This window comes from Oligoflexus tunisiensis (assembly GCF_001748245.1).
GTDB lineage: Bacteria > Bdellovibrionota_B > Oligoflexia > Oligoflexales > Oligoflexaceae > Oligoflexus > Oligoflexus tunisiensis.
Genome location: NZ_BDFO01000001.1, coordinates 1192795 through 1219192, shown reverse-complemented (window position 1 = coordinate 1219192; position 26398 = coordinate 1192795). Strand labels below are relative to the sequence as shown.

The following is a 26398-nucleotide window of genomic DNA, read 5'->3' as shown; positions in this document are numbered from 1 at the left end:
GAGCTTGGGCTTCCTTTTGTGTCATAAATGCCCTGGCTTCGATCCATCCAGTCCGAGGGGGCTTCACTTGAATTTCTATCATTTGGGTGTCATATCAGCCCTGGTTGCATTCGCTGGATCTTCAGGGCTTTACTTGCACAGCTTTTCCAAATCCAGCACGCAGGAGAAAATCCATCGGGCTGCCTATGGACTTTTCATGCTGGCTGCGTTTCTGATGCTCCTGAATACAGTGAATGTGTTCCTTCATAATGTAAAACATCTCACCAGCAGTTTCGTTCTCATCACCACCACCGCCTGGCTTACCATCTTCGCTCAGGTCTTCTTCAACCTGCGCATTGTGGGCTCCATCGTCGCGCCTCTCTCCACTCTGATCATGCTGATCCAGTTTTTCTTCGTCGCGCCCCATGGGGAAGCCGCGGCCGTGGAAAGCACGGGTCTTCTCATGTCAGTTCATATTCTGGTCAGCGTCGTCGGGGAAGCCTTTGCGATCATCGCCTTTGTGATTGCCATCTTCTATCTGATCCAACAGCAAGCCTTGAAAAAGAAACAGCTCAGTCGACTCCAGCACACCCAGGTCTCGATCAGTAAACTGAACCAGGCCCTTATTCTCTCCATTTGGCTTGGATTTATCTTCCTGACCTGCGGCCTTATCATGGGCGCGGTCTACTCCCAGTTCTATTACACGGGTGATCGCATGGCCCTGCTGGGCAAGGTTCTGTGGGCCTTCCTGGTCTGGCTCTGGTACCTCATCACTCTTTTGAGTCGCAATTTTTTCAATCTCTCTGCCAAACGACTGGCATGGATGACGATTCTTGGTTTCGTCCTGTTGGCCATCGGCTTGTTCGGCATCAATAACTGGAGTCATGGGTTTGGCTGAAAAAGTCCCCATCCTATTTTGCGTTGGCACCAACCACGAGTCAGCGGGTTTGGACTTCCGTGAAACATTGTTTCTGAGTCGGGAAGAGATCGACGTCTCACTGCCCCAGGTGATTCAGAAGCATGGTTTACGGGAGGTCATGGTCCTCTCGACCTGCAACCGGCTTGAGCTCTATGGTGTCATGGACAGCTCCGAACTGACTTCGCATCATCTGCGCGAAGTCTTTATCGATCTGCAAAGATTTTGTCCGAACCCGAAAAAGGAACTGGACGAGGAAATCAAACACCGCAGCTACCACTATCTGCATAAGGATGCCGCGCGTCACGCATTTTCCGTGGCCTCCGGTCTGGATTCGCTCGTGCTCGGGGAAACCCAGATCACCGGCCAGTTTAAAAACGCCGCGCAATTCGCGCAGGAAAGTGGAACCCTTGGCCCAATCCTAAAGCGCCTGACTCAGGAAGCCTTTTCCTCGTCCAAAAAGGTGCGCAGCAACACCGATATTGGCAAAAAGCCCGTTTCCATCAGCCACGCGGCCATCGATCTCGCCAACCGCGTGTATGGGGACATCGCTGACTGTCGCGTCCTGATCATCGGCGCCGGTGAGATGGCGGAAGTCGCGGCCAAGTATCTTTTGAAATATAACCCTAGGGAACTCTTTGTCTGCAACCGCACGCTGGCCCGTGCCGAGGGTCTGGTGGAAAAGATCGGCATCGGGATCGCCTATCCCTGGGAGGAACTGAATGAGGTTCTCACCCTCGCGGATGTGGTGATCAGTTGCACCGCGGCCAATGAGATCGTACTCGACAAGCCACGCATTCAACGCTCGCAGACGGCCCGCAACAAGCCGGTTTTCCTGATTGACATTGCGCTGCCGCGGGATATTGATAAGGCCTGTGCCGAGCTCGAGGACGTCTATCTCTTCGACATCGACGATCTGAAGCAGGTGGTCGGGGAAAACTACGAGGAGCGGCGGCGCGCGGCGGAAAAAGGCAAGCAGATCATCGTTGAAAATGCCGAAGGTTTTGACAAGTGGTTGAGCAACCTCAACCTGAAGCCAGCTCTCGGCAGTTTCCGTGAATACCTGGATGCCCTGGTGGCTCAGGAGTTTCAAAAATCCTTTGGACGCTCGCCCTTGAACTCGCTCGATGAGAATCAAATCAAGGCGGCTGAAGCCATGCTGAAATCCATAGTCAACAAAATCAACGGCGATGCAGCGCGGGTTGTGCATAACCCTCCAGTGGGCTACACCTCCGAAAGCATGGCCGAAGCATTGAAAAGCCTCTTTTCCATGGACAAAAACTCATGAATACGATTCGCAAAGTGCGCATTGCAACCCGCGGCAGTCAGCTTGCTCTCTGGCAGGCCCATCACGTGGCAGGACTTCTGATGGCCCGCGGCCTCAGCACCGAACTCAATATCATCAAAACCACCGGCGATCGCGTGCAGGATCGCTTTCTGCATGAAATCGGCGGCAAAGGCCTCTTTGTGCGCGAGCTGGAAGAGGCCATGAAAAAAGGCGAAGCGGATATCGCGGTGCACAGCCTGAAGGATTTGCCAGCCCGCATTCCCGCCGGTTTTCAACTGGGCGCGATCCTGCCCCGGCATATCCCGCAGGATGCCCTGATCTTCAATCCCAAATCCCTGGATCGTTTGAAGGTGCCGGCAGGTCCATTCCTCAGCAAGGCGGATCTTCAGGCCTTCGGTCCTTTGACGATCGCCACGGCCAGCCTCAGACGGCAGGCTCTTCTGAAAGGTCTTGGAAGCGATGTTCAATGCGTTCCCGTGCGGGGCAATGTCGATACCAGAATTCGCAAGCTCAACGAAGGTGACTGGGATGGATTGATTCTGGCCGGTGCTTCTCTGCAGCGCCTCAGTCTCGATCACCTGCCGCATCGATTGCTGATGGATGAATGGTTTGTCCCCTGTGCCGCGCAAGGCGCCCTCGCGATTGAAACACCCGAAGGCAGTCCTTTCACAAAGGACCTGGCGGAGCTCAGTGATCCCGCGACCTATGCCTGTGCAACGATGGAGCGTCTGATTCTGGAAAAACTCGGCGGCGACTGCACGATGCCGTTCGGCGCATTTTTCTTCCCGGATTTGAAAAAAGGCGAGACCGTGGCGCGCGCCCTGGTCCTTGATTACGAAGGACAGGAAGCCCGCTATGTGCATACCTTCCCGGGTCTGCCGCAAACCCTGGATCAGGCCGCCTGCGCCCAGACCATGCTGGAAGGTTTAAAGAAAGTTGGTGTGACAGACATCCTGCATACGCTCAAAATCAAGGCCCCCATTCTGGGTGAACTCGCCTGAACGTATCCTCAGGGATGGGGATACTGGCCGATCTGGGCTTCAAGGCCCATCATGGAAGCCAGAATCTCCCTCTGCTGCTGAATAAATTCCACCGTAAACGCATCCACGGAATCGACGACCACATCCGGAGCATACGCAAAGCGGCTCAGGTGCTCCTTATGGGTGCCGCCGGAAAGCACGAGGATCGTGCGGAAGCCCAGCTGCACGCCACCCAGGATATCGGTTTCCATCGTATCGCCGACCATGATCGTTTCACCGGTCTGCAGACCCAGGCGTTTCCTTGCGGCACGGAAAATCACCGGACTTGGTTTGCCCGGACTGAAGGCGCGGAGACCGGTGGCCTCTTCAATCATCTTCACATAAGCGCCACAACCGGGACGCAGGCCACCATCCTGTGTGGGACAGTTGGCATCCAGGTTGGTGGCGATCAGCTTCGCACCCTGCAGCACGAGGTGCACCGCTTTCTCCACGGTTTCCAGGGTAATTGTGCGGCCCTCGCCCACCACGACAAAATCCGGTTTATGATCGACGATGGCAATGCCCACACGATCCAGGGCATTCAAGAGACCACCTTCACCAATCACGTAAGCGGTGCCGCCTGGCTTATGTCCGGCCAGGTAATTGGCCGTGGCCTGGGCGCTGGTGAAGATATGTTCCTGCGTGACGCTAAACCCCATACGTTGCAAGCGGGTGGCAACATCCATCGGCGTCCGCTGACTGTTATTGGTTAGAAACATGAAGGGCACTTGAAGCTCTTGCAGACGATTGATAAACTCCACAGCGCCGGGAATAATCTGGGTTCCCCGGTAAACGACGCCGTCCATATCAATCAGAAAACCCATCTTCATAAACGCGCTCCTCTTCCGTTACTTGCGGTTCACCGGGATTGTCGCCCCAGCGGGCTCTGAAATTCAAGTACAAACGGCCCAAGCTCGGCCGTTGAGTCGCCTTTAACCTACCGTATCGACCGGCAAAACCGGTTGGTAATTGACTTTTTCCCGGTATTTTCTGTATCTTAGCCCGATTTTAGCGACCGAGGTACCGCATGCAAAAGCCGCATTTTCTTAACTTTTCCCGCCTGGAATACCGCCAACTCCTGAAGGATTGGGGTATGCCTTCTTTCCGCGCGGACCAGATTGCTCACTGGATTTACAAGGCCGGGGTGCGCGATCCGGAACACATGAGCAATCTCGGCAAGGATATGCGGCAGAAGCTCTTTACAGAACTTGACTGGCATATGCCGGAGATTATCAGCAAGCTGGACTCGGTGGATGGCTCGACCAAGCTGCTCTTGAAAAGTCACAAGGGTCACACCATTGAGTCGGTGATTCTGCGTTACGAAAACCGCACGAGCCTTTGCGTGTCGAGTCAGGTGGGCTGCAAACTCGCCTGTGATTTCTGTCAAACCGGCAAGCTCGGTTTTGTACGGCATCTCGAGCGTGGCGAGATCCTGGCTCAGCTTTATCTGGCCAATGAAATTCTCAAACCCGAAGGTCTGCGTGTGACGCATGTCGTCTTCATGGGCATGGGTGAGCCGCTCGACAATTATGAAAACACGGTCAGTGCCGCCAACGTGATGATGGCGGAGGATGGTTTCTTTCTCTCGGCCCGTCATGTGACTCTTTCCACATCCGGCCTGGCTCCTGAGATTGAGCGTCTCGCAGTGGACACGCGCGCCTCGCTGGCTCTGTCGCTGCATGCCTCGCGTGATGATCTGCGGACCTCGCTGATGCCGATCAACCGGCGTTATAAACTGGAGCGTTTGAAGGAGGCTCTGCTTTATTATCAGAAGACCACGGGCCGCAAGATTACGATCGAATACATTCTGATCAAGGATCGCAACTGTGGTCTGCGTGAGGCCAAGGAACTGGTGAAGTTTCTGCATGGGCTCCGCACCAAGGTGAATTTGATTCCGTTCAATGCGCATCCGGGTCTGCCTTATGATCGGCCGACGGATGAGGATATCCGGGCCTTCCAGAAGCATCTCGCGGATCGTTCGATACCGGCTCCGGTGCGTTACTCCAAAGGTCTTGATGTCTCGGGTGCGTGTGGACAGCTCGCCGCGAAGCACGCGGAATCGATTCATGCGATTCCGGAGCGCAAGCGTCTGGTGATCAAGGATGATACCTTGATTGGAATTTCAGGTTAGAGGGAGGAGGAGGCATCCGCCTCGGGCTGCAGGGTTTCAAAGGCTTTGAAATAGCAGTCGCAGCAGGTCGGCAGATACTTTTCCTCGGTCCCGAGTTCCACCGTAGGCCCGGCCTGAGTCGGGCGCCCATCCAATAGCTTCAGATTGAACACAGCCTTCTTATTGCAAAACGCACAGGTGGTTTTGATTTCCTCGAGGGCATCCGCCAGTTCCATGAGGCGTTGCGCCCCAGGGAAAAGGCGCGTGCGAAAATCCGTGCGGAGTCCGTAACAGATCACAGGGACATCGAGCAGGCGGGTCACCTGCCGCAGCTGTTCGATCACCTGCGGCACGAGGAACTGCGCCTCATCCACCAGAATGCAATGATAGCCGCGGAGCATGCCGAGTTCGAGCTGGCTGCTCTCATCCACCAGAAGGTCGGCATCGCGCGTGAGGCCGGCCCGGGAACGGATGACTTCCGCACCAAAGCGCGTATCGATCCGCGGTTTGATGAGAAACACCCGCTTATCCTGCTGCTGATAGGCATGAGCCACAGCGAGAAGGTTCAAAGTCTTCGCGCTGCCGACGGTTCCATAACGGAAGTAAAGTTTTGCCATGGTGCGCCTCAGCCTTCGCTACCGGAATCATTACCGTTGGATCCGTTGCCACCGGATGGATTGCCACCGGATGGATTGCCGCCGGATGGATTTCCGCCGGATACACCGGATGCATTGCCACCGGATGGACTTCCGCCGGATGGATTTCCGCCGGACGCGTTGCCGTCGGACTCACCGCCGGCAGGTCCGCTGCCTGCACCATTCTTATTATCAGCCTGAGCCCGCGGAATAATCTTCGGCGCGATCTTCGGCCGTTCACCCGGAGGCATTCCGTTCGGTTTCGGCTGCAGCACCTGACCATCACGTGGCGGCCGCTGCTTCTTGCCTTGGTTCTGCTGATTTTGTTGATTTTGATCCCGCTGCGGACGCGGCCCTTGATCGCGACCCTTGCCCTTGCCTTCCTGTTCCGGACGCGGTCCGCGGCCTGGACGATTATCCCGATTCTCACGAGGTCCGTCGCGACGCGCACGGTCCTGCGGCTGAGGTTTGCGCGGACCTTCACGCCCATGGATCGGTTCGGCGGCCGATTCCCTTTGCTGCGCGACCTCCTCGCTGTCATCCAGCGCGGCGATATCACCTTCACCCATCAGCGAGCCGAAGTCGAGATCGCTGCCCCAGTCATCATCCACCGCACCCTGACGGGCATCGACCACTTCAAGGTCCTTGATGGGAATGGAACGCTGCTCGCCGCTGTCCAGTTCGACCAGCATGGTCTGATTCAATATATCGCCTCGGATGACATCACCGTAGGTGTCATCCAGAAGCTTGACACGCGCCCCTTTCGGCAGAAGCTTCTGCCGCAGAGCGGTGTAGGTGTCGTCTTCATAAGTCAAACAACAGAGCAGCCGACCACAGCCGCCCGATACCTTGCTCGGATTCAAGGCGAGATTCTGATTCTTTGCCATCTTGATGGAAACGGGCACGAATTCCCGCAGAAAACTCGAGCAGCAGAATTCCCGGCCGCAGATACCGATGCCGCCGGAGAGCTTGGCTTCATCGCGGGCTCCAACCTGCTTCAGTTCGACCCTGGTCTTCAAACCACCAGCGAGTTCCTTGACGAGTTCACGGAAATCGACGCGGCCCGGAGCCGAAAAATAAACGATGACCTTGTTGCCACCGAATTGAATCTCAACGCTGATGACCCGCATCTCGAGATTCAGGTCTTTGATCTTTTGCTTGGTGAAGGATTCGGCGAATTCGGGGGTGAGGCGACCGGAGGAATCCCGGTCCTTGCGCGAGGCAATGCGTACGATCGGTTTCAAGGTTTCGCTGGGCTCAGCTTCGATGTACGCCACGCGTTTGACTTCCGCGAGGCTGGGTCCCCGCTCGGTTTCAACCACAACCCGATCGCCGATGCTGAGGCGAAAGTCCTTGGCATCGAAATCATATATTTTGCCGGCTCGTCGAAACTGGACCCCGACAATATTTATTCCATTCATCGAACGATTCCTTGTTGCGATTAAAAAGCAGTGTCTGAACCCAAAGCCTCAGCTGCCAGCTGGGCATTGAGGAAGTTGTGCCCCTGCCCGCCCCCGCGATAGATTTGCTGCAGAATACGGCGTCTCTGTCGCAATAGCCGAGGGTCTGGCGCGCCAACTGAGGCAGGCCAATGCGAAGGCCGTTCTGCGATAAGGCCCAGGCTCCATTTATAATATCGATTTAATAGCAGCTCGAAGTGCTGAGCAAGCTCATTCGCCTTCCAACCCTGCTGTTTCAGCAGGTCCTGAAGTTCATGCAGATCACGTCCCTCCAGGGGCTTGAGCAGGAGGGAGGCCAGACGATGCTGGGCTTCCTGTTCCACTGAATTGGCCATTTTCAAGGCCAGGAGAGCCCGACCGGGAGCCAGACTGTAACGTTCCAAAGCGTCGCGGACATCGGTTGTGCTGAGCGTGAGTCCAGCTTCCTGGAGCGCATGCATCAGCCAGTGCTGACTGAGTTCGATCGGTGGTGGCTGCACATGCCAGCGCACAAGGCGGGAGGTAATGGTCGCAAGCAGCTGACGGGCCCGGCTGCTCGATATCAAAACGAGGGTCCGTGGTGGCGGTTCCTCGAGAGTTTTCAAAAGGCGGTTGGCGGCCTGATCATTCATGTCCTCGATATCAACGATGACCACCACACGTTGCGCACCGGAGGACTGATAACTCAAATGATCCTGAATGGCTTCCGCTTCCGCGACCTTGATCGGCCCATCCGCTTCCACCCACAAAAGATCGGCCTGATAACCATGAATCACCGAATGACAGCCCTGGCAATGGCCACAGCCCTGTCGGCTTTCGCAGTAAATCGTAGCGGCCAGACGGGCCAGGAGTTTTCTCTTCCCGATGGCCGGTCGACCTTCAAATAAAAGGACCTGCGGCACGCGATCGCGCGCCGCGAGCTCATGAAAGGCGGTGATGATATCCTGAAAGCCGACGAGGTCCGCAAAGGAGCGGACCGGGCCGCGGGGAATGTCAGCTGGTTTTCGCGAGGATTTGCTCATATCTTCCAACGTTCACGTATCACGCGCATGGCACTTGCCACCATGACTTCGGGCGATTCCACCGCATTGATCAAAACAATACGTTCCGGAAATTTTCGGGCCAGAGCCTGGTAAGCGCTCCGCAAGTGCTGGTGCAGGGCCTGCGAACCACCATCATAGCGATTGAGGTCAGCCTGGTCACGACCTTTCGCTTTTTCCCGAGCGACCGTGCGTTGCATCGCCACCTCTGCCGGACAGTCCAGCACAAAGGAGAGGTGCGGATGACAGTTTCCGACCGACGTCGCGATGATCGGTTCCAAAACCGACTCATCCAGTCCGCCGAGGGCTCCCTGATAGGCGCGGGTGGAGTCATAAAAGCGATCACAAAGAACCCAGGTTCCCCGCTCCAAAAGCGGTTGAATGCGGGTCGCCACATGCTGGGCACGGGCCGCGGAGACAATGAAAAGTTCGGTGATGGCGGTGGGTTTATCATCCGCAGGCGGATGCAGGAAGAGCTCACGCAGACCATCGGCCAGTGGGGTGCCACCTGGTTCGCGGGTCAGATCCACCGGGATGCCGGCAGCGGTCAGGGCACGGTTCAGGCCATGGGTAAAAACTGATTTTCCGGCTCCTTCGCCGCCTTCCACTGTAATAAATCGCGATTGCAATGCTGAGACCCCTTGTTAAGGCCGGGACTTAAACTTTCATTATTACCAGAAAGTCGATCTTTGGGCTGCAAGATTCAGTGCTTGGAATTTGACCAAAGGCGGCGATGAAAGGTTTCGCCTACACTTTTTCCGGAGAGCGCCGAAACAGCCATGGGATAGCCCTGTTAAAGGAATGCAGGAAGGTTCGATGGCGAAGAACACTTATGTGTTAGGCAGACGAATTGCCCGAGGCGGTATGGCCGAGATTTATCTTGGCATAGCTGTCGGTGAGGCTGCCTTTCAAAAAATTGTCGCCGTGAAACGCATCCTGCCGCACTACGCGCAGGACCGCGAATTTATCGAGATGTTCCGCGATGAAGCGCATATTTGCAAGCGATTGCAGCATAACAACATCGTGCAGGTCTACGATTTCACGGAAGTTGACGGTTCCTATGCTCTGATCATGGAGCATGTGGATGGTGCTGACCTGCGTTCGCTGCTTTCGGCCTGCGAGACGGCCAAGACCCGTCTGTCCTTGCCGATGGCCCTGCATATCGCAGCCTGTGCCGCCCGTGCCTTGCATTACGCGCACACGAAAGCGGATGAGATCACGAGCGAACCGCTCGGGATTGTGCATCGCGATATTTCACCGCAAAACATACTCATTTCTTACGAAGGTGATGTCAAGATCACTGACTTTGGCATCGCTTCCGCTGAAAACAAGCTGACCGAAACCAAGCCCGGTGTGGTCAAAGGCAAGTACTCGTACATGAGTCCCGAACAGGTTCTGGCCAAGCCTTTGGACGGCCGTTCGGATGTTTTCAGTCTGGCTGTCGTCTTGTGGGAAACACTGGCCATGAAGCGGCTCTTCGCCGGCATGTCCGAAGTGGAAAGCATCCGCAAGGTACAGAACTGTGAAATTCCTTATGACATCTGCGAATTGAATCCGGAAGTGGATAAGGATTTGCGGGCCATCGTCATGAAGGGCCTCGCGAAGGACCGCAAGGAGCGTTATCAGACGGCCGCGGCCTTTGAGAAGGACCTTTCGCGTTATCTCCACTCACGCTATTCCGAATTCACCTCGCGTGAACTCGGCAACTTCCTGAAGCGCATCCTGGCCAAACGTCGGGATAAAACTCAGGAGGATATCCGGGAAACCCTGGCTCAGGCGTCCAAACCAGCGGCCGTGGCACCCACCACGAATATGGCTGTGGGTCAGACGGGCTCGAATGCAGCCCCGGCGATGGCGGAGGCTTCGCGGAGCGCGCACAATGAATTGCCGCTCACCGATGCCTCACGTCTTGGCAGTGGCAACAACCAGGCGCCTTTGATGGACGATCGCACCATTACGCTGTCCGGTGGTTTCAAAAAGAATCACCCTTCGCGCATCATGGTGGTGGATCAGGCCTATCAGCAGGCGGACAGCACGGCCACGCGGCAAAGACCCCGCAATCATGTGGTGCATCACCCGCGTCGCGCGAATCGCAGCAAGATTCCGATGATACTTCTGCTGCTGGGCATGCTGGTCGGTGTCCTCTATTTCAATCGCGATGAGCTCGTGATTGATAAAAAACTGCAGATCGACCTGCGCACATCCCCCGAAGTCATCACGCTGAAAGTCAATGGCGTGAAGATCTATGATGGGGCCTATGTGAAGTCGCCGGTGAAATTGCGTCTGGCCCCTGGCGCCTATGAGATGGAAATCAGTCGTCCCGGCTATCAAAGGGAAGTGATCCGCTTCCAGGGTGAAGCCGGTGAAACGCTGAAGCCCGAGAAGATATTCCTGAAAAAGCTTCCGCATGCCCTGCTCTACCCTGTGCGTCTTCTGTCCTCAGGCAGCAAGGTTTTTGTGGATATCGACAACGGTCTCTTTGAAGGCGAAACACCTCTGCTCGTGGAGCTGACGCCTGGCCTCTCGCACTTCGTCACCTTCCGCGCTGTCGATGAAAGCGCGCAGTACAAGTGTGAATTCCGGGTGGACCGGCCGCCGCAGGGTGGTGTCCCCTCAACCCTCGTGATCACCCCGGCATCATCGGGACAAAGGGCCCGTTGCCAGATCAAGAATTAGCTTTCCAGCGATTCGGTGTGAGGAGTGCAATCAAGTGTCCCGTCTGGTTTATCGCATTCCGCCACCGGTATGTGCGGCTTCCAAAGCAGAGAAGTATTCCAGTTTCTTTGCTTTGGGTATAATCGATGTCAAAGAAGCTTTCCAGCCTTAAAATCCTCAATGCATCTTTCACCTGTGCAGCATGAATGTCATCATAATTTTCCTTGGGGCTGTCTGCTCGATCCGTGAGGGCGAGGATGTGGCGGCTCCAGATCGGTAGTTTGCGAGCCTTAAGCCGATCCGTTCCGCTGAAGCGAACTCAGGCTGCCTGCTGGCTGGAATCAAATTGGAATAGACTGAGCGGCAATGTGATGATAAAGGCAAACGCACAGAACCCATCGTCCACGCTGCGATTCTTTCTTAAGCTGACGTCGATAGTTCCCCCTGCCTCCTGAATCAATTCTTTGACCGCCGTCATGCCAATGCCACGTCCTGATAGATCGCTCACCTTCTCTGCTGTGCTTAAATCAGGATGGAAGATCAGACGTGCCACATCGTGTGGATCTGCATTCTGGGAACTTAACAGGCCTCTTTTCAGCCCAATTTCACGCAACTTTCTCAGGTTCAGACCACGACCATCGTCTTCAAGGGAAAAGTCGACCATGCGGCCTCGTATGCGACCGGTGCAGCTGATCCTTCCACGCGGGGCCTGACCTCGCGCCTCTCGCTCGGCAGGGCACTGCAATCCATGATCAAGAGAATTACGCAGAAGATGGACAAGACAATTACGGAACATGTCCTCGACCGGGCGATTCACCCAGAGTTCTGGCAGATCCACATGGAATTCCGGCGACGCCTTGCCAAGCTCCACTGCCAAGGGTTCCATTTCTTTGAAAAGCTGCTTCAGCAGGCCAGTCATCGACACAAAAAGAGCGTTGCGAATCATGCGAAGCGCCTCGGACAGACTCTCGTCAGCGTCAACTTTTAATCGCTCGTAGATATGGAGGATGGGATCCCTGGGCATGCTAACCGCTTCTGCATTGGTCACGTCGCGCCCGAGCTTTTGCTGCGCTATGTTCTGATACTCATGGAAAACCGATTCGATCGATTTCAGCTTCTCGTGCAGCACAATTCCTTCAATATTGGAACTCCCTCCCCGAATGCAGTCGGCGAAGAATTGCTCGATGCCATGGATGACCTGGTTCATGCGACGGAGGCCGAGCGAGCGGGCATTGCCCTTTAGCGTATGAACATGGATAAATATCGCTTTTAGAACGCTTTTCGGATCTCCACCAAGACGCAGTGCCTCCAACTGCTCATGGCTCCTTTGCAGAAGGATCTGGCTGTTTAAACAGAAATGAGACCAATCTCTTTCGCTGCGCCCCAGGATTTCACTGATGATCCGAAGTTCCTCATCTTTCCTCGCTGCAGCTGCTTCCAGGCCTCGGAGTTCGGTCACATCGTTGATGGTAATCAGAACACGTTCGATCTGTTGCTCGTCATCGCAGATCGGGATCCAGTCCAATTCGAAGGCATAGTCCTTATCACGGTTGACATTGAGCGTGCGGGGCAGCAGGTGTGAGTTAAGATCAAAAGCCCATTCCAGCTCGCCAAGGCACGAGAGCATGGCTTGCTGCGCCTGATCGATTTCATCTGCGGTTAAAGATGATCCCCTGAAGAGAAGCGACAAGAGAGCCTTTTCTCTTAAATCCTCCTCCCCTAGCAGGCCTTCAAGGAAGGCGGAATAGTCTTTATTGATGTGAATATCGTTGCCTGAGACCGTGCAAATCCCTATTTGGATGTGCTTCATAATGCTCTTGATGTCCCGGGTCTGTTCGATGACACGAAGCTCAAGCGTCTGATGCAGCTTTGAGATCTCGTCCCGCTCGACAGCGAGTTGCTGATTCAGGCGAATGTTCTGCAGGGCGATTGCCCCCTGGGTCGCGATGGGCTGCGCAACCTCAACGCTTCGTTTGTCAAATAGATCGTAGAGCTGGGAGTTGGCCAGATAACAGTAACCTGCAATGATGCCTTCAGACATCAGAGGCAGCAGCAGGGCTGAACCCGATGTCGTGGCTCGGCCATAAAGCTTATCCTGAGCTTTGCGAATCACATGATTCGTCGGCCTGGTCGAGAGAACCTTGCTGACGAAGGATTGATCGACTTTGTTTTTGAAATTCTCACTTTGCTCAATGCGAATATTGTGGGACACGAGCGGCACCCAGCGTCCGTTTTCCTCGAAATAGAGGATCGCCAGTTCCGAACCTGTGGCCTGGCACAATGATTCCATCAATGCGCGGAACAGGGAACCTGTCTCATTGATGGCGCTCAGTTTCAGAAGGACGTCCATCAGTGCCTGCACTTCCACCTGCTGCCGTAGTCCAGTGCCGCGGCGGGTCAGGTCTCCGCGCTGGGGGCTCTTCATGGTGTGAGGGGTACCCAGTTCGGTCCGGGCGTGCTTCAGCCGGTTTATCTCTTTGTCGCATAAGGTTTCATGAAATTTCCAGTGTCGTTCTTGAAAGTGCTCTTTGGCCATCCGGACAAAGGCAGCCGCAAGATCCGGATCTCTGTTTTCCAAACATCGACCCAGCAGAAAGCGCCCTTCAGCGGCAGGAGTTGCCCAGCCTCGCTTGCTGGCATAACGGATGCCGCTCTCCATCACGCTGCGACCGAGCCGCGGCCAGCCCATGGCAAAGAGCCAGCGGCCGGTTTCAAAGCAGGTGTGCGGACGAAACACCCGAATCTGGAGCAACTGGTTTAACCAGGCCAGTGCAAGCACCCAGAACGCACGCCAATGTTTTTTTCCATGAATCAGTGTACGCGCATAGATTATCGGCGGAAAAAGTGCATAGGCCACCCGATGGCTACGGATAGCGCTGATCCTGAAAGCCCGTTCCGCGAAACGTTCAGCCTCTTCATACTGCCCAACATAATCATAATATTCGCCAATACCAAGACAGGCAAAAACTGAGTCAATGGAATCGTAGCCTTGATTCTGGATCTGAAGATCAGCTTCTTGAACTTTCTGCAGGAGAAAATTCACCTGTTCATCATTGGTATCTTCCATATAGTGACGGATGGCGCAGCCGAGTGGAGTCGCGGCATAGCGTACTTTCTTCCACAGTTCCACCAGTTCGTGAGAGCGAATGGCTGCCTGCCCCGTCTCCGCTCCATAATAATCCAGGAGGAGGAGGCCGAGTATCGATATCGACCGCCAGAATGATTCTCCGACAGGTGCGAGATTAAAAACAGCCTCTTCCAACTTCTTTTGAGCACTGCTGAGATTACCTCGAGGCAGATCCAAGGTGAAACCCCAAGTGAAGAGCACGAAACCCTTATCGACAGGATTGCCTGCTTTGTCAAAGTATTCATAGGCATGACGAAAGCAGACATCTGCGATACGTGTAAATCCGAATGCGGCGCTTGCAATGCCCCAGTAGCCGATGATGGTGGCCCGATAGCGGTTGTCCTTGTACCTCAGCAATTCAAAGGTAAGGGGAATGATATTGGCTATGGCAACGATCGGCTGCGTAAAGTATTGCGATATTTCGCTCTTGATCAGGAGCAGGAGCCGAATGTCCTCAGCCTCCGTTGTGACTTCCTTGGTTTGTTTGCCGAAGGACTTGAAGAAGAGGCAGTAGGCGATCAGCACTGGGATTGAAACGAGAATATAGAAATAGGACCACAGTTCAGTCGTGAAGATGCGCTGCCCTAAAACCTTGAGCGCGGCCTCGGCCGCCTGCCTGGCGTCTTTGTAAGCGAAGAGGCTCAGGCAGAATTCAACCTTTTTCGCATAGATATGGGCGCGCTTGATAGGGTCGCAATCAAAAGCCAGCAGCTTATCATAAATCGCCATTGCGGCTGCAATTTGATCGGATATCGAGAGGATATCCGCCATGAGTTCCAGGGCATTAAACTTCTCGTCCGCACCGACATCCGCCTGCGCATCGATCGCATCGAGCAAAGTCTGCAGATATTCTTTGGCCTTTTCATAGGCAAAAACCCGCTTGGCAGCATTGGCTGCAACAATGAGGAAGGCTCGCACATCAGCATCCAAGTCTGCTCGCCGGCCTTGGCAAATATGATAGGCCGCTTCGAAGAGGGCAGCGTCATTCACTTTGCTTGTAGCTTGGGAGATGCTATCGATGCAGATGAGGCCAAAGGCGTGATGCAGAATCTTCTGCTCATGTTCCGTCAGGAGCGAATAGGAAGCTTCCTGCACCTTATCGTGAAAGAAGGCAAAGCGATCGGTATCTGGTGTCAGTATGTTTTTCTGCAAAAGTTCTTGATAAGCGAGTTCCAGATTCTGATCATCATCACGGGAACCCAGCTCATCCGTCTTCAGCTGGCGATGTTCTGAAAGAAGCGGCAGGAGTAACTTCAGGGCAGAACGCCGCATCGCATGCCCGGCGACGCTGGTTATGCTGACGAGGGCCTGCTGCAAAGGGTTCAACGCTCTGATGCGTTCTGCCACGAGCCCTGCCACTCCACTTGACAGGTCGGCCTCATGGAGGCGCTCCTCGTGGAATCTCCAGGCTTGGTTCTTTTCATCAAGAGCGAATATGCCGGTGTTAATGGCAGATTTCAAATATTCATAGATGAAGAAGGGGTTGCCTGCCGTAAAGCGGTAGCAGACATCCTGCAGCTTTCGGACTTCTAAACCGGCTTCATCGAGCAGATGCTCGACCAGCGTATCTGCATCATGGCGTTCAAGGGGACCAAGCTCAATGAGGCTAAACTGGTGCTGCAAGTCCAAAAAGGTCGGAATGAGCATGTGACCTTCTTCGATTTCGTTCGAACGGAAGGTTCCCATCAGCATGGTGCGAGGGGCATCGGCATCAATGATCTTTTGCCCGAGAACGGAAAGAACTTGCAGGCTTTGCCAATCAGCCCACTGAAGGTCGTCAATCAGCAGTAACTGGCTTTCCTGGGAAGCGGGCAGCAGGCTCAGGAATTCGCCCAGGGTTTGGTTGAAAACCTGAAATCCGTTGTCCTTCTCAAAGTCATGGAAGTTTTCTGTCACCGGGAGAAAAGGAGCGTAGAAGCTGTAGCGTTCAATGATCAATTGAACCCGAGTTCCTAGCTTTTCCTTAATCACCTTCTGCCATTTGACCAGTTTCTCGCCTGAAATGTTGCGCAGATAATGACAGTGCTCAACCAACAAAAGCGTCACAGCGCTGAGCGGAAGGTTACGCTCGTATTCGGAGAATTTCACGTAGCTGATCAGCGAACCAAACTGTCGGGCCTTATGCAAAATTTCAAAGGCAAGGCGGGATTTACCCGTTCCCGACGGCGCCCCGATGAGTGCCAGAGCCTGCCCACCTTCCTGAGTTAGGTCAAAGAGTTGATGGAGCGAGGCCATTTCCTGCTGGCGCCCAACCATCGGGATACGATAGTTCAACTCTCTCAGTTTGTCTTTGGTCCCAAGGGCAAAAGGCAGAAGTTCTTCCTGGTTTCGCAGGGTTTTCAAACAACGCTCCAGATCCGCAGCGAGACCGAAGGCTGAATGATAGCGGTCTGCCGGATCCTTGCGCATAAGTTTGCTGATAATATCGCTCAAGGCCACAGGAAAATCTGGAAAGATCTCATGGATTGCCCTGGGCACTTCATAGAGCAAGCGGTTGATCAGATCGCGACCGTCCTGGCCTGCAAATGGCGGGCTGCCTACTGCGCATTCATACAGAGTGACGCCAAGTGAATAAAGGTCGCCACTGGCGTTGCCAGCAAGTTTGACAAATCCAGTCCGTTCCGGAGGTAAATAGGCAAAGGTTGCCAGATTCTCATTGCGATCGAGGATATTCCCTTCCAAGAATCCTGCATGCCCGAAGTCAACGATAGCGATTTCCAAGGCATCACGATTACGAAGGCAAAGATTCTGAGGTTTCAAATCACCATGACAGAGGTTGTTCTGATGCAGAATGGCTAGAGCGGAACTGATCTGAAATCCAAGCTCCGCGATTTCCTGAGCCGTGAAAAGTTGCTTTCCCGGGACGGCCTTCTGGCGGCGGATGGTGATCAGCTGTAAAAGGTCGCCACCACCGAAGTATTCTTCGATGATAAAGGGTATTGGCGCATCCAGGTCGATAAGGTGGATGGATACGATTCCCGGGTGGGAGATCTTGCTGACTGCAAGACTTTCTCTGTGGACCAATTCTACAGCTTCCATCCCGGATTGCTCCAGAACATAGGGATTGAAGCATTTAAGTGCCATGACGGCACGCTGATCACCCCTGACAAGCGCGACTCGATAGACTTCGCCCAAGCCGCCACTGCCCAGCTGATCGATGATTTCGATCTCGCCTCCCCGCAGCGTTTGTCCTGGCGTAAAGAGTCCTGCCAAAGCGAATTTCACCTTATACAGATTATAGGTCTGAAGTGCTATCGGATCACGAAACTATTGAGTTAAGCGGCCTTTTGCCCCGTCATTTGGCAGAACAAAGAATTCACGAGAAAACACTTGGATTTTCAACCGACATAAGGGATTTTGTAAAAAGATATAACAAACTTCGGGATCGAACATCCGAGTGAATCCACACGCCACATTCTGTAGGGTTTTGGGCGCTGCGAGGCGCTCGAGCTTGAAAACCCGTGCCGAATTCTTCGCCAGCACGGCTTCCGCCTCGGCATGCGAATATAAACTCCTCCTCTGGCCAGAGCTTCCTGAAAAAAATGCATTTGCTTAGCATAAATTCAACTAATCTGATGGTCTCTTCTTTTGAGAGTGGCCCCGGGAAAAAGCACGCCGCCTTTGAAACCGAGACCTCCCAGATAAGAGTTAAATTTCACGCATTAAGATGGATTCCAGTTTAATCTTCTGCATGACCCATTTGTAACGAATTTCCACAGCCTTGTATTCTGTCTCAAATAAAATTTCGGTCGCGTGAGCGACATCAGGGGAATTCTTAATGCCCCGCTCGTATTCTTCAAGGGTGGATCTATAGTAACGTTCCGCAGACTCTTTATTGCTATCAAGAATCTGTAGTTTCTTCTGCTGGTTCTGCATCGCTGTCAGGCTTTGATCGACAAGGAACCTCGCATCCACATTTTCAGCTGTTATCATGGCTTGCAGTTTTTTCTTCTTCATCAAAGTCTCTTGCAGCTCGGCATTTCTTTGGAGACTGTTGAAAAGATCCATTTTTGCAACAATCATTATGTCAAAGCGCGCCTTATTGTCATCAGTGTCACCTTCCTTCGGAAGAAAGCCGGCCCGTCCTTCCAGGTCCACTCTGGGGCCCCACCTGGTTGACTGCAACTTTTCTTCAAGTGACAAGCCTGATAGCTCTTTCGCCAGAATCCTGCTGGTCGGACTGATATCTGTAAGACCAGCGACCGATATATCGGGCCGTTTCACCTTCTCAGGAAGACTAAATCCTTCGATGTCGTCGACCTTGGGTTCTCCAGTCAAAAGGCTTAAGGTCCTGAGATAGGCGCCTCTTTCTGCAATCAGAGTTTCGATGTCATTCCTGAGATTGGTTTTTCTTAAATCAAACTCAAGTACATCGGTTTCACCAGTTAATCCCGCAATCCTTCTCTCATTTGCCTTGCGACGGTGTGATTCAAATGCCTTTATTTCCTTCTTTTTTACGGAAATCACTCTATGTCTCATTTCGATCTCCGTAAACAACTCTTCAATTTTCTTCCTGAGCTGAAAGCTCTTAAAGGGAATCTCAGCCTGGACTTTATCAACATGAATTTCAGCAAGATCTTCCTGGATTCGCGTTTGTCCACCGTTATATAAATTGACCCCTGCATAGGCATAGGCGAGAGGCAGTAGATCCCTATCCTTGGCAGTACCTTCGAATTGTCCTCCGCCTGCTACACCAATGACTGGACGATTTTGAAATCGGGTTACATTCAGCCTGGCTCTGGCTTCGGAAACCTCAGCCTCCAGCACATTGACTTGAGGGTTATTTTTGGCTGCAAGAGACTGCGCCTCAGAAAGCGTCAAAGTCCTGGCTGCTGCTTCATCAGCAATGACACACAGGGTCCCAAAGGACAGGAGTAGAACCAAGTACTTCATAACATTAACTCTGATTTTTTCCTGAGTCCGGCCCATGCTTCTGAGATCAAGTGGAATGATGACTTCAAGAAAATCCCGGCTATTATGACACCAACTGCAATGTCTGGCCACTTGCTCTGTGTAAAAGCAACCGCTCCAGCTGCAATGAGCACCCCAGAATTGGCAATAATGTCGTTTCTCGAGCAGATCCAGGTTGACTTCATATTGATGTCATCTTCCTTATGCTTCAACAGCAGTATGAGACACACAACGTTCGCAGCCAGCGCCAAAGTCCCAACGACTCCAATGGTTGGTGCATCAGGCATCACGTTGCCCATAGCCTTGTAAATTGCCTCTCCAAAGACACCCAGGCCAAAGGCCAGCATGATGAGACCCTTCATCAAGGCGGCGCTAGCCCTCCACCTTTCGCTCTTATATAAGACGTAAAGGCTAAAGGCATAAACAACAGCATCCCCAAACATATCGAGGGAATCGGCGAGGAGCGCGGTCGATTGCGCAATGATTCCTGAACCGAATTCAATGAAAAACATTACCGAGTTGATGAGCAAAACAATTTTCAGAATTTTCGATTGACGGGCTCTCAATTGAACCAGAGCGTCTTCCTTCGCTCCACAACAGTCCTTGCCCATAGGGAATCCTTCGCTTTAAAGAGGCTGCTCGAAAGCAGCTTCGAATCAAATTCAAATGTTATCGATACCGAAATCCGCCACAACCTTCTTGCCGGCCACTTCAATGTTTACGTGCATATCGTAACGATGGACCTTGGTGATCCCTTTAACGGTAGCTTCGTAGTAATCTCCAGCTTTCTTGAAGGTCACCGGTTTGCTTTTTTCCTTGGGGAACTGAACGTCACCGGTAAGTTCAGCCTTCTCCAGCTTTACGGGTTTGAGCTTTTTATCGTAAACATAGAGCTTAAGATTATCGCCATTGATGACGATCTCAGCCTTATAATCCCCTGCATTGCGAAGTGTTCCGCCGTGGGGCGCTGCTTCCACAGCGGCTTCATGATTATGGCCTTCGTGAGCCATGAGGGGAGCGGCTGTTCCCAGCAAAAGTGACATCGACACAAGAAATGCCTTCATACAAAGTCTCTCCAAGTTAAATTTCAGACGAGCCGCTTATCGCGTCTCTCATATGTTTCACAGCCCGCTCGGCTGCTTTACGACCAAATCTATAAAAGATCGCTGGAGTCACAAAAATGTCAAGGAGCGTTGACGACAGGAGACCGCTGACAATAACAACGGCAACAGGGTGCAGAATTTCCTTCCCCGGCTCTCCTTTTGCGAACAGGAGCGGCGTCAGGGCCAGCATGGCTGTTGAGGCCGTCATGAGAACTGGCACCAGACGCTCCAGTGATCCACGTATGATCATCTCTTTGGAAAAGGCCTCGCCCTCTTCGGCCATGAGGTGAAGGTAATGGCTAATCATCATAATGCCATTTCGGCTCGCAATTCCACAAAGCGTAATGAAAGCAATGAGGGTTGCAACGGAGAAGGTGCGATCCGTGAAATAAACGGCAAGGACAGCTCCAATCAGGGCCAGCGGAATATTGACCATGATTTGAATCGCAATGAAGAATGATCGAAAGTTGATGGCCAGTATGAGACAGATTCCAAGAATGGAAAGTCCACCAAGGACCAGAACCATGCGGATGGCCTGCCTTTGACTTTCATACTGACCGTCGAATTCAATAAAGTAACCTGGTGGAAGGTGTACGGCCTTCTCGATTCGAGCTTTGGCGTCGGTAACCGTGCTGTCGATGTCGCGCCCGCTTGTATTGAAGGAGATGGCTATCCGCCTCTGTTGATTCTCCCGCTCGATAACGTTCGGTCCACTTGTTTCAAAAACGTCAGCTACTTCAAACACTGTGACAGTACGCCCTGTTGGGAGAACATGAAGCGGTAGCTTCTTGATATCATCAATTGTCCTTCTGTATTTTTCTTCGAGACGGACATAAACATCGAGAATCCTGTCCTCTTCAAAAATGCGTGTGACGGGCACACCCTGTAGCATAAGCTCAAGGCTCTCTATGGCATCACCGGGAACTATCCCATATTTGGCCAGATCGGATCGCATGGGAAAGATTTTGTATTGTGGAAAAAGAGACTGCCCTTCCATCTGAAGGTCCACCACGCCTTCCACGCCCGTTATGGCATTTCGGATCTCGGCTCCCTGCTGGCGAAGGATGCGAAGATCAGGTCCAAAAAGTTTAATGGCAACCTGGGCTTTGACTCCTGAAAGGATATGATCAAGCCTATGTGAGATCGGCTGACTGATACTAAAGTAGCCATCCGGCGGCAGTGCAGACTTTACCTTGCTTCGGATATCAGAAAAAATTTCCTCTCGCGACCGCTCCGATTGCTTGAGTGCTACCTCCCATTCCGAGTGGTTGACTCCTGCCGCATGATCATCCTCCTCTGCCCGTCCCGTACGTCTCCCTGTGGATTGGACTTCAGGAACGGAAAGGATGGCCTTCTCCACATTCATGGCCAGCTCACTGGACGCTTCAAGTGAGATTCCAGCCTTGACGGAAGCCTCAACCATGGCACTTCCCTCGTTGAAGGGAGGAAGAAAATCACGGCCCATCAAGGGCACCAGTGCGATTGATCCGAGGAAAAGAGCCGCTGCGAGGCCGATGATGATAAAGGGGCGATCCAGCGTCTTGTTCAAAACGGCTCCATCCACCCTCTTTAGGAATCTGACGAGCCCGCTTTCACGCTCAGAAAGAGATTTGGCTTTTCCCAGGAGGAAATAGCAAAGGACCGGGGTGACTGTAATTGACACAATCAGCGAGGCCAGAATGGATATAACGTAGGCTATACCGATGGGTGTAAAAAGCCGGCCCTCAAGCCCAGGGAGGGCAAACAGCGGGATAAAAACCAGAATAACAATGACGGTGGCCAGGACTATTGAATTACGAATTTCGCTCGAGGCTTTGTAGATTACTTTAAGAGCCGGTTCAGGGACCTGTCTCTCCCTGTTTTCCCGCAGCCGCCGAAATACGTTTTCCACGTCGACGATCGCGTCATCCACCAGCTCGCCGATGGCGACAGCCAGCCCACCAAGAGTCATGGTATTGATACCGAGTCCCAGAAAATGAAAGACTATGGCTGTAATCAGAAGTGAAAGCGGGATGGCCGTAAGCGTAATCAGAGTGGTTCGTACATTCAAGAGAAAGAGGAGAAGCACGATTGAAACGATTATCGTCCCATCGCGAAGGGCTTCGATAACGTTGCCAATGGCGGCTTCTATGAAATCGGCCTGTTTAAAAAGGTTGGGTTTAAGTTTGACACCTGCGGGAAGCGTCTTCTCAAAATCCTTCAGGGATTCATCAATGAGTCCTGTCAGAGCGAAGGTATCAGCGGTGCTCTGCTTTTGTACCATGACGATGACTCCGCTTCTACCATTTATGGAAGCGTCGCCTCGCCTGGAAGCTGGACCTCTTTGAATCGTAGCCACATCCTTCAGCAACACCGGGCGGCCCAGGTGCGTGCCAATTGGGGTATCGCCAATATCTTCAAATGCTGTGATGCGCCCGATGTTTCGGATGAGCCATTCCTTCTTGCCATCTGTGATAAACCCTCCACCTGTCGCGATAGAGAGGGACTTGAGACGCTCAGCCAAATCACGAGGGCCTATCAGGCGCCTTTGAAGCTCAATGGGATTTATCAGGATTTGAATTTGCTCCTCTTCCCCGCCAATAACTGTCGCCTGCGCAACACCAGGGATAGATAGAAGCCTTGGCCTAAGCTGCCACTCCGCAATGGACCGGAGCCGCATGGGATCAAATGAAGGATCGTCTGCTATAAGACCCAGCATTTGGATTTCACCCATGATGGATGACGTTGGCGTGAGGAACGGCTGCGCATCCTTGGGAAGTCTTGCTTTCACTGCACCAAGGCGTTCCGAAACATTGAGCCTGGCTGTCTTCAGGTCTGTATTCCACTGGAATGCGACTCGCACAACCGAGATGCCTGTTGCTGATGACGAGTAAACGCGGATGATTCCGGGGACTCCATTGACCGCTTGCTCAATGGGCCGACTGACAGCGGCCTCAATCTCTTCAGGTGCCATTCCCTCAATTTCTGTGACGACATGGACGGTGGGTCGATTGAGATCTGGAAAAACATCAACACTGAGCTGCCTCGTAATGAGGGCACCGTACACCACGCAGAATGCAGCCAATGCAACTGTTAGAAAGCGCTGTCTCAGAGAATATTTTATTATAAAGTCAAGCATCTATAATTCCAACATGACAGTCCTGTCCCGATAAGCCGATACATCAGGGCATTACAGTCCGCAATAACGCGAACCAGAGCTTTCTATTGTATGTTGCTTTGAGCTTAGACAAATCGGGGAGGATCAAGGAGTCTATTGGAATATGGAAACGTGCGACAGGATATGCGCCATAACCCCGAGAGGGATTCCCCTGATGGGACTTCAGGCAATACGATGGCCATGGGCACCACAACCGGGACTAATGCACAACTTTCACAACTGGACTGGCATTCTGAAAGCGGGCAACCACAGTCCTCTTCATCTGGATGCTCATCAGCAGAAAGGCCTGCTCCTGATGGGTTCGAGTCCACTTCTTCTGAACACAACCGGGAAGGGCCTTGTATCCAACCCAAGGCAAAAATGATCAGGAGATATTTGACAAACCAGTGTTTCAAAATGTGCCCCAAAATAGGCTTTCAGGATAACAGAGCCGATTTTCTCAAGCAACGCTCGATAGCATACTATCGGCATTATGGAGCCAAAGTATACGCCGCAACTTATGGCCGCCACTCCAAACCTTTAGTTATTGACTTCATTCGATTTTTTGACAAAATTGCCCCACTCCGACGCGACCTGTCACAAACCCAAACTTTCAGGCGTATACGAGCTGAAACTGGATAGGGCAAATCATGAAAACACTCATCACGCCTCACCTCGTCCTCCTTATCGCGCTATATGCGCCATTAATGCTTGATAAATCCTGGGCAGCCGAAGCCTCTCTTGGACTTGAGGCTGTCATTCAAAAGGCTCTTGCATCCAATGCCGAGCTCAAGGCTCTTCAATCGGAACTTGATGCTAATAAAGCGCAGATTGGACCAGCGGGCACTTTGGATGATCCCATGCTGTCCGTTGAAATGATGAACGTCCCAACCAATTCCTTTCGCCTGAATGAATCCGAGATGTCCGGTGTTCAAGTTTCCTTATCTCAGAAGTTTCCCTATCCAGGAAAGCTTGAAGCCCAACAGGAAGTGGCAACGTTGCGAAGCGAGGCCCTGGTGCATCGTTTGAAGCAAATGCAGCTCGAGATCGCATGGAACGTCAAGCGCATCTATTATGAGCTCTATCTGCGAACCAAAAAGAAGAACATCCTCGAAAATCAGCGCACCTACTTGCGCCAGACTTTGACAACCAGCCGGAGTCGCTATGCTCTCGGTCAGGTTTCCCAGGCATCCATCCTCAACCTTCAGGTGGAAGAGGCTCAGCTGGTCAACGAGCAGCTGCGTCTCAGCAGCGAAATGAAAGATCTGGAAGCAGAGCTGGCTCATATTTCAGGCCATGCGGACCATTCTCCCAGGATGGAGTTTCAGTCCATTCAGATTGACCGCATCAACCTTAACAAATGGACTGATAAGAAAATTGCCGAGAAGGTCATGAGCAGTTCTGCCTTGCGGGCACTTCAATCGGAGGTTATGGCAGGTGATGCTTCGGTTGCCTTGGCAAAAAAGAGCTACCTTCCCGATTTTGAACTCATGGCCAGCTACACAATACGAGAAAAAGCAGTGGGAATGGCTACACCTGGAAATGGTCAGGATATGATGGGCGCGAAAATCGGCCTCTCCCTCCCAATCTGGGGAGCGACGAAGCAGTCTCAGCAAATCAAAGAGGCTCTGGCTGGCAAAGAGAAATCCGCGCATTACCTGGACCATGCCCGCCTCATGCAAATACATGAAGCCAGAGCTCTGCTCGCTGAATTAAAGGAATCCATTCAGCGAATTGACCTATTCGAAAGCGGACTCATGCAACTTTCCCGGCAGGCCGTCGCAACCGGAACCTCGGCCTACCTTACCGGCAAAGAGAGCTACTCAACGCTGCTCGACGCCCTGAAACAACAGCAGGAAACCGAGTATGGGTACCAGGAAGCTCTGGTAGCCTATCAACTCCAGCTGGCCAAACTTGAAGCCCTGATTGGGCAAAGCCTGGGGAAATGATATGACCAAAACATGGAAGATCGTCGTTCCTTTCCTGCTGGGCCTTGTGCTTCTTAACGTTGTGGGAATTTATTTCTGGCAGCGCAGTCAGCAGCCCATGCCTGAGCAAACCACCCAGGACACCACAGAAAAAAAAGTCGTTTACCATTGTCCCATGCATCCCCAAATCACGTCGGACAAACCGGGTCAATGCCCTATCTGTGGGATGGACCTGGTTAAAATAGAGGATCACGCCGAAGGCCACGACCATGCAGACAACACTTCCGTTGGAGGGCGCGCAGAATTCGCTCTCAGTGAAGAGAGTCAACAAAAGATTGGCGTGACGAGCGCGCCAGTCGAACGACGATCCCTAACCCAGGAGATTCGTGCAACGGGCCGGGTCGCGTATGACCCGGAGCTTTATGCTGCGATTGAAGAATACCGCCAGGCGTTGATTTCCCGCGAGCAACTCAAGGACAGCAGCTACAAGGGTTTTGTCGATCAATCTGCGGCTCTCGTCAAAAGCGCCGCGACCAAACTCAAGCTCCTGGGGTTGACGGAGGAGCAGATCGGTAAAATCGGGCGAGGCGGCTCCAATGCCATCAATCTCATACTTCCGGAAGGTCGCGTCTGGGTTTATGCGGAGGTTTTTGAGTATGAAGTCCGGGGGCTGAAACCAGGACAGACGATCGAAGCAGAGGCCCCTTCGATCCCCGGCGAAACATTCAAGGGCAGGATTTCCAGCATTAGCCCTGTGCTCAATGCGCCGACACGTACCATCCGGGTGCGGGCGGAAGTTCCGGATCCCAAAGGCTTGTTGCGGCCGGACACCTTTTTGAATGTTCGGATCATCAACGACCTTGGTGAAAAGCTGGCGATACCGGAAGACGCCGTGCTTTTCAATGAAGGTCAGGCCTATGTTTTCGTCAAGGACTCCACGGAAAGGTTTCAGCCGCGACCTGTCCAGCTCGGCGTGAAAGCCAAAGGCTTCTATGAAGTGACATCCGGTCTTTCTCCAGGGGAGAATGTGGTCACCGGTGCCAACTTCCTGATTGATTCCGAATCCAGATTGAAGTCTGTTCTGATGGACAAAAACTCGCGCTAAGACCGGG

The 26398-nt window shown here is 52.9% G+C and carries 17 protein-coding genes; 7 read left to right on the top strand and 10 right to left on the bottom strand.

Annotated elements, in window-relative coordinates; genetic code table 11:
- Positions 1-67: 67 nt before the first annotated feature.
- Genes ccsA through hemC form a run of 3 tightly spaced genes read left to right on the top strand, consistent with a single transcriptional unit; the run spans position 68 to position 3184 of the window.
- Positions 68-877 carry a cytochrome c biogenesis protein CcsA gene (ccsA, locus tag OLTU_RS05340; protein WP_141731723.1) on the top strand — a complete coding sequence of 270 codons (810 nt, stop codon included), beginning with the start codon at positions 68-70 and terminating at the stop codon, positions 875-877.
- Positions 870-2183: a glutamyl-tRNA reductase gene (hemA, locus tag OLTU_RS05335; RefSeq protein WP_176736348.1), complete on the top strand. Its 1314-nt coding sequence runs from the start codon at positions 870-872 to the stop codon at positions 2181-2183. The genes ccsA and hemA overlap by 8 nt, the downstream gene beginning before the upstream one ends.
- Positions 2180-3184 carry a hydroxymethylbilane synthase gene (gene hemC, locus OLTU_RS05330; RefSeq protein WP_141731721.1) on the top strand — a complete coding sequence of 335 codons (1005 nt, stop codon included), beginning with the start codon at positions 2180-2182 and terminating at the stop codon, positions 3182-3184. Before hemA ends, hemC begins: the two co-directional genes overlap by 4 nt.
- An 8-nt stretch (positions 3185-3192) precedes the next feature.
- On the opposite strand, the gene OLTU_RS05325 is transcribed toward hemC, so the two are convergent.
- Positions 3193-4032, bottom strand: coding sequence for an HAD-IIA family hydrolase (locus OLTU_RS05325; RefSeq protein ID WP_141731720.1), 840 nt, complete (start codon positions 4030-4032; stop codon positions 3193-3195).
- A 197-nt stretch (positions 4033-4229) separates the two neighbouring features.
- Here OLTU_RS05325 and rlmN point away from each other — a divergent pair, with 197 nt between their 5' ends.
- Positions 4230-5333 carry a dual-specificity RNA methyltransferase RlmN gene (gene rlmN / locus OLTU_RS05320; RefSeq protein ID WP_141731719.1) on the top strand — a complete coding sequence of 368 codons (1104 nt, stop codon included), beginning with the start codon at positions 4230-4232 and terminating at the stop codon, positions 5331-5333.
- Here rlmN and OLTU_RS05315 read toward each other — a convergent pair.
- From OLTU_RS05315 to tmk, 4 genes are read right to left on the bottom strand one after another with little or no spacing between them, the layout of a single operon-like run.
- The gene (locus OLTU_RS05315; RefSeq protein WP_141731718.1) at positions 5330-5929 is read right to left on the bottom strand and encodes a thymidine kinase; all 600 of its coding nucleotides are present in this window, start codon (positions 5927-5929) and stop codon (positions 5330-5332) included. The two genes, rlmN and OLTU_RS05315, sit on opposite strands and share 4 nt — an antisense overlap.
- An 8-nt stretch (positions 5930-5937) precedes the next feature.
- Positions 5938-7368, bottom strand: coding sequence for a PSP1 domain-containing protein (locus tag OLTU_RS05310; protein ID WP_141731717.1), 1431 nt, complete (start codon positions 7366-7368; stop codon positions 5938-5940).
- A gap of 20 nt (positions 7369-7388) precedes the next feature.
- Positions 7389-8408, bottom strand: coding sequence for a DNA polymerase III delta subunit-related protein (locus OLTU_RS05305; protein ID WP_141731716.1), 1020 nt, complete (start codon positions 8406-8408; stop codon positions 7389-7391).
- Entirely contained in the window at positions 8405-9055 is a 651-nt protein-coding gene (gene tmk, locus OLTU_RS05300) for a dTMP kinase (RefSeq protein WP_141731715.1), read from the bottom strand. The genes OLTU_RS05305 and tmk overlap by 4 nt, the downstream gene beginning before the upstream one ends.
- Positions 9056-9242: 187 nt before the next feature.
- Here tmk and OLTU_RS05295 point away from each other — a divergent pair, with 187 nt between their 5' ends.
- The gene (locus OLTU_RS05295; RefSeq protein WP_176736347.1) at positions 9243-11102 is read left to right on the top strand and encodes a serine/threonine protein kinase; all 1860 of its coding nucleotides are present in this window, start codon (positions 9243-9245) and stop codon (positions 11100-11102) included.
- 298 nt (positions 11103-11400) lie between these two features.
- Here the strand turns inward: OLTU_RS05295 and OLTU_RS05290 are convergent, their stop codons facing one another.
- From OLTU_RS05290 to OLTU_RS05270, 5 genes are all read right to left on the bottom strand, one after another.
- Positions 11401-17433 carry a protein kinase domain-containing protein gene (locus tag OLTU_RS05290; protein ID WP_218109851.1) on the bottom strand — a complete coding sequence of 2011 codons (6033 nt, stop codon included), beginning with the start codon at positions 17431-17433 and terminating at the stop codon, positions 11401-11403.
- A gap of 423 nt (positions 17434-17856) precedes the next feature.
- Positions 17857-19101 carry a TolC family protein gene (locus tag OLTU_RS05285; protein ID WP_176736346.1) on the bottom strand — a complete coding sequence of 415 codons (1245 nt, stop codon included), beginning with the start codon at positions 19099-19101 and terminating at the stop codon, positions 17857-17859.
- Positions 19098-19730, bottom strand: a complete 633-nt coding sequence (locus tag OLTU_RS05280) for a cation efflux transmembrane domain-containing protein (RefSeq protein WP_141731711.1) — start codon at positions 19728-19730, stop codon at positions 19098-19100. Before OLTU_RS05280 ends, OLTU_RS05285 begins: the two co-directional genes overlap by 4 nt.
- A gap of 51 nt (positions 19731-19781) precedes the next feature.
- On the bottom strand, positions 19782-20183 hold the full coding sequence (locus OLTU_RS05275; protein WP_141731710.1) for a hypothetical protein: 402 nt from the start codon (positions 20181-20183) through the stop codon (positions 19782-19784).
- Between the two features lie 16 nt (positions 20184-20199).
- Positions 20200-23340, bottom strand: a complete 3141-nt coding sequence (locus OLTU_RS05270; RefSeq protein ID WP_141731709.1) for an efflux RND transporter permease subunit — start codon at positions 23338-23340, stop codon at positions 20200-20202.
- A gap of 668 nt (positions 23341-24008) precedes the next feature.
- Here OLTU_RS05270 and OLTU_RS05265 point away from each other — a divergent pair.
- A complete protein-coding gene (locus OLTU_RS05265; RefSeq protein WP_141731708.1) occupies positions 24009-25307 on the top strand; it encodes a TolC family protein in 1299 nt (432 codons plus the stop codon).
- A 1-nt stretch (position 25308) separates the two neighbouring features.
- Positions 25309-26391 (top strand): heavy metal-binding domain-containing protein, encoded by a 1083-nt coding sequence (locus OLTU_RS05260; RefSeq protein WP_141731707.1) that lies wholly within the window; start codon positions 25309-25311, stop codon positions 26389-26391.
- The last annotated feature ends 7 nt before the right edge of the window (positions 26392-26398 follow it).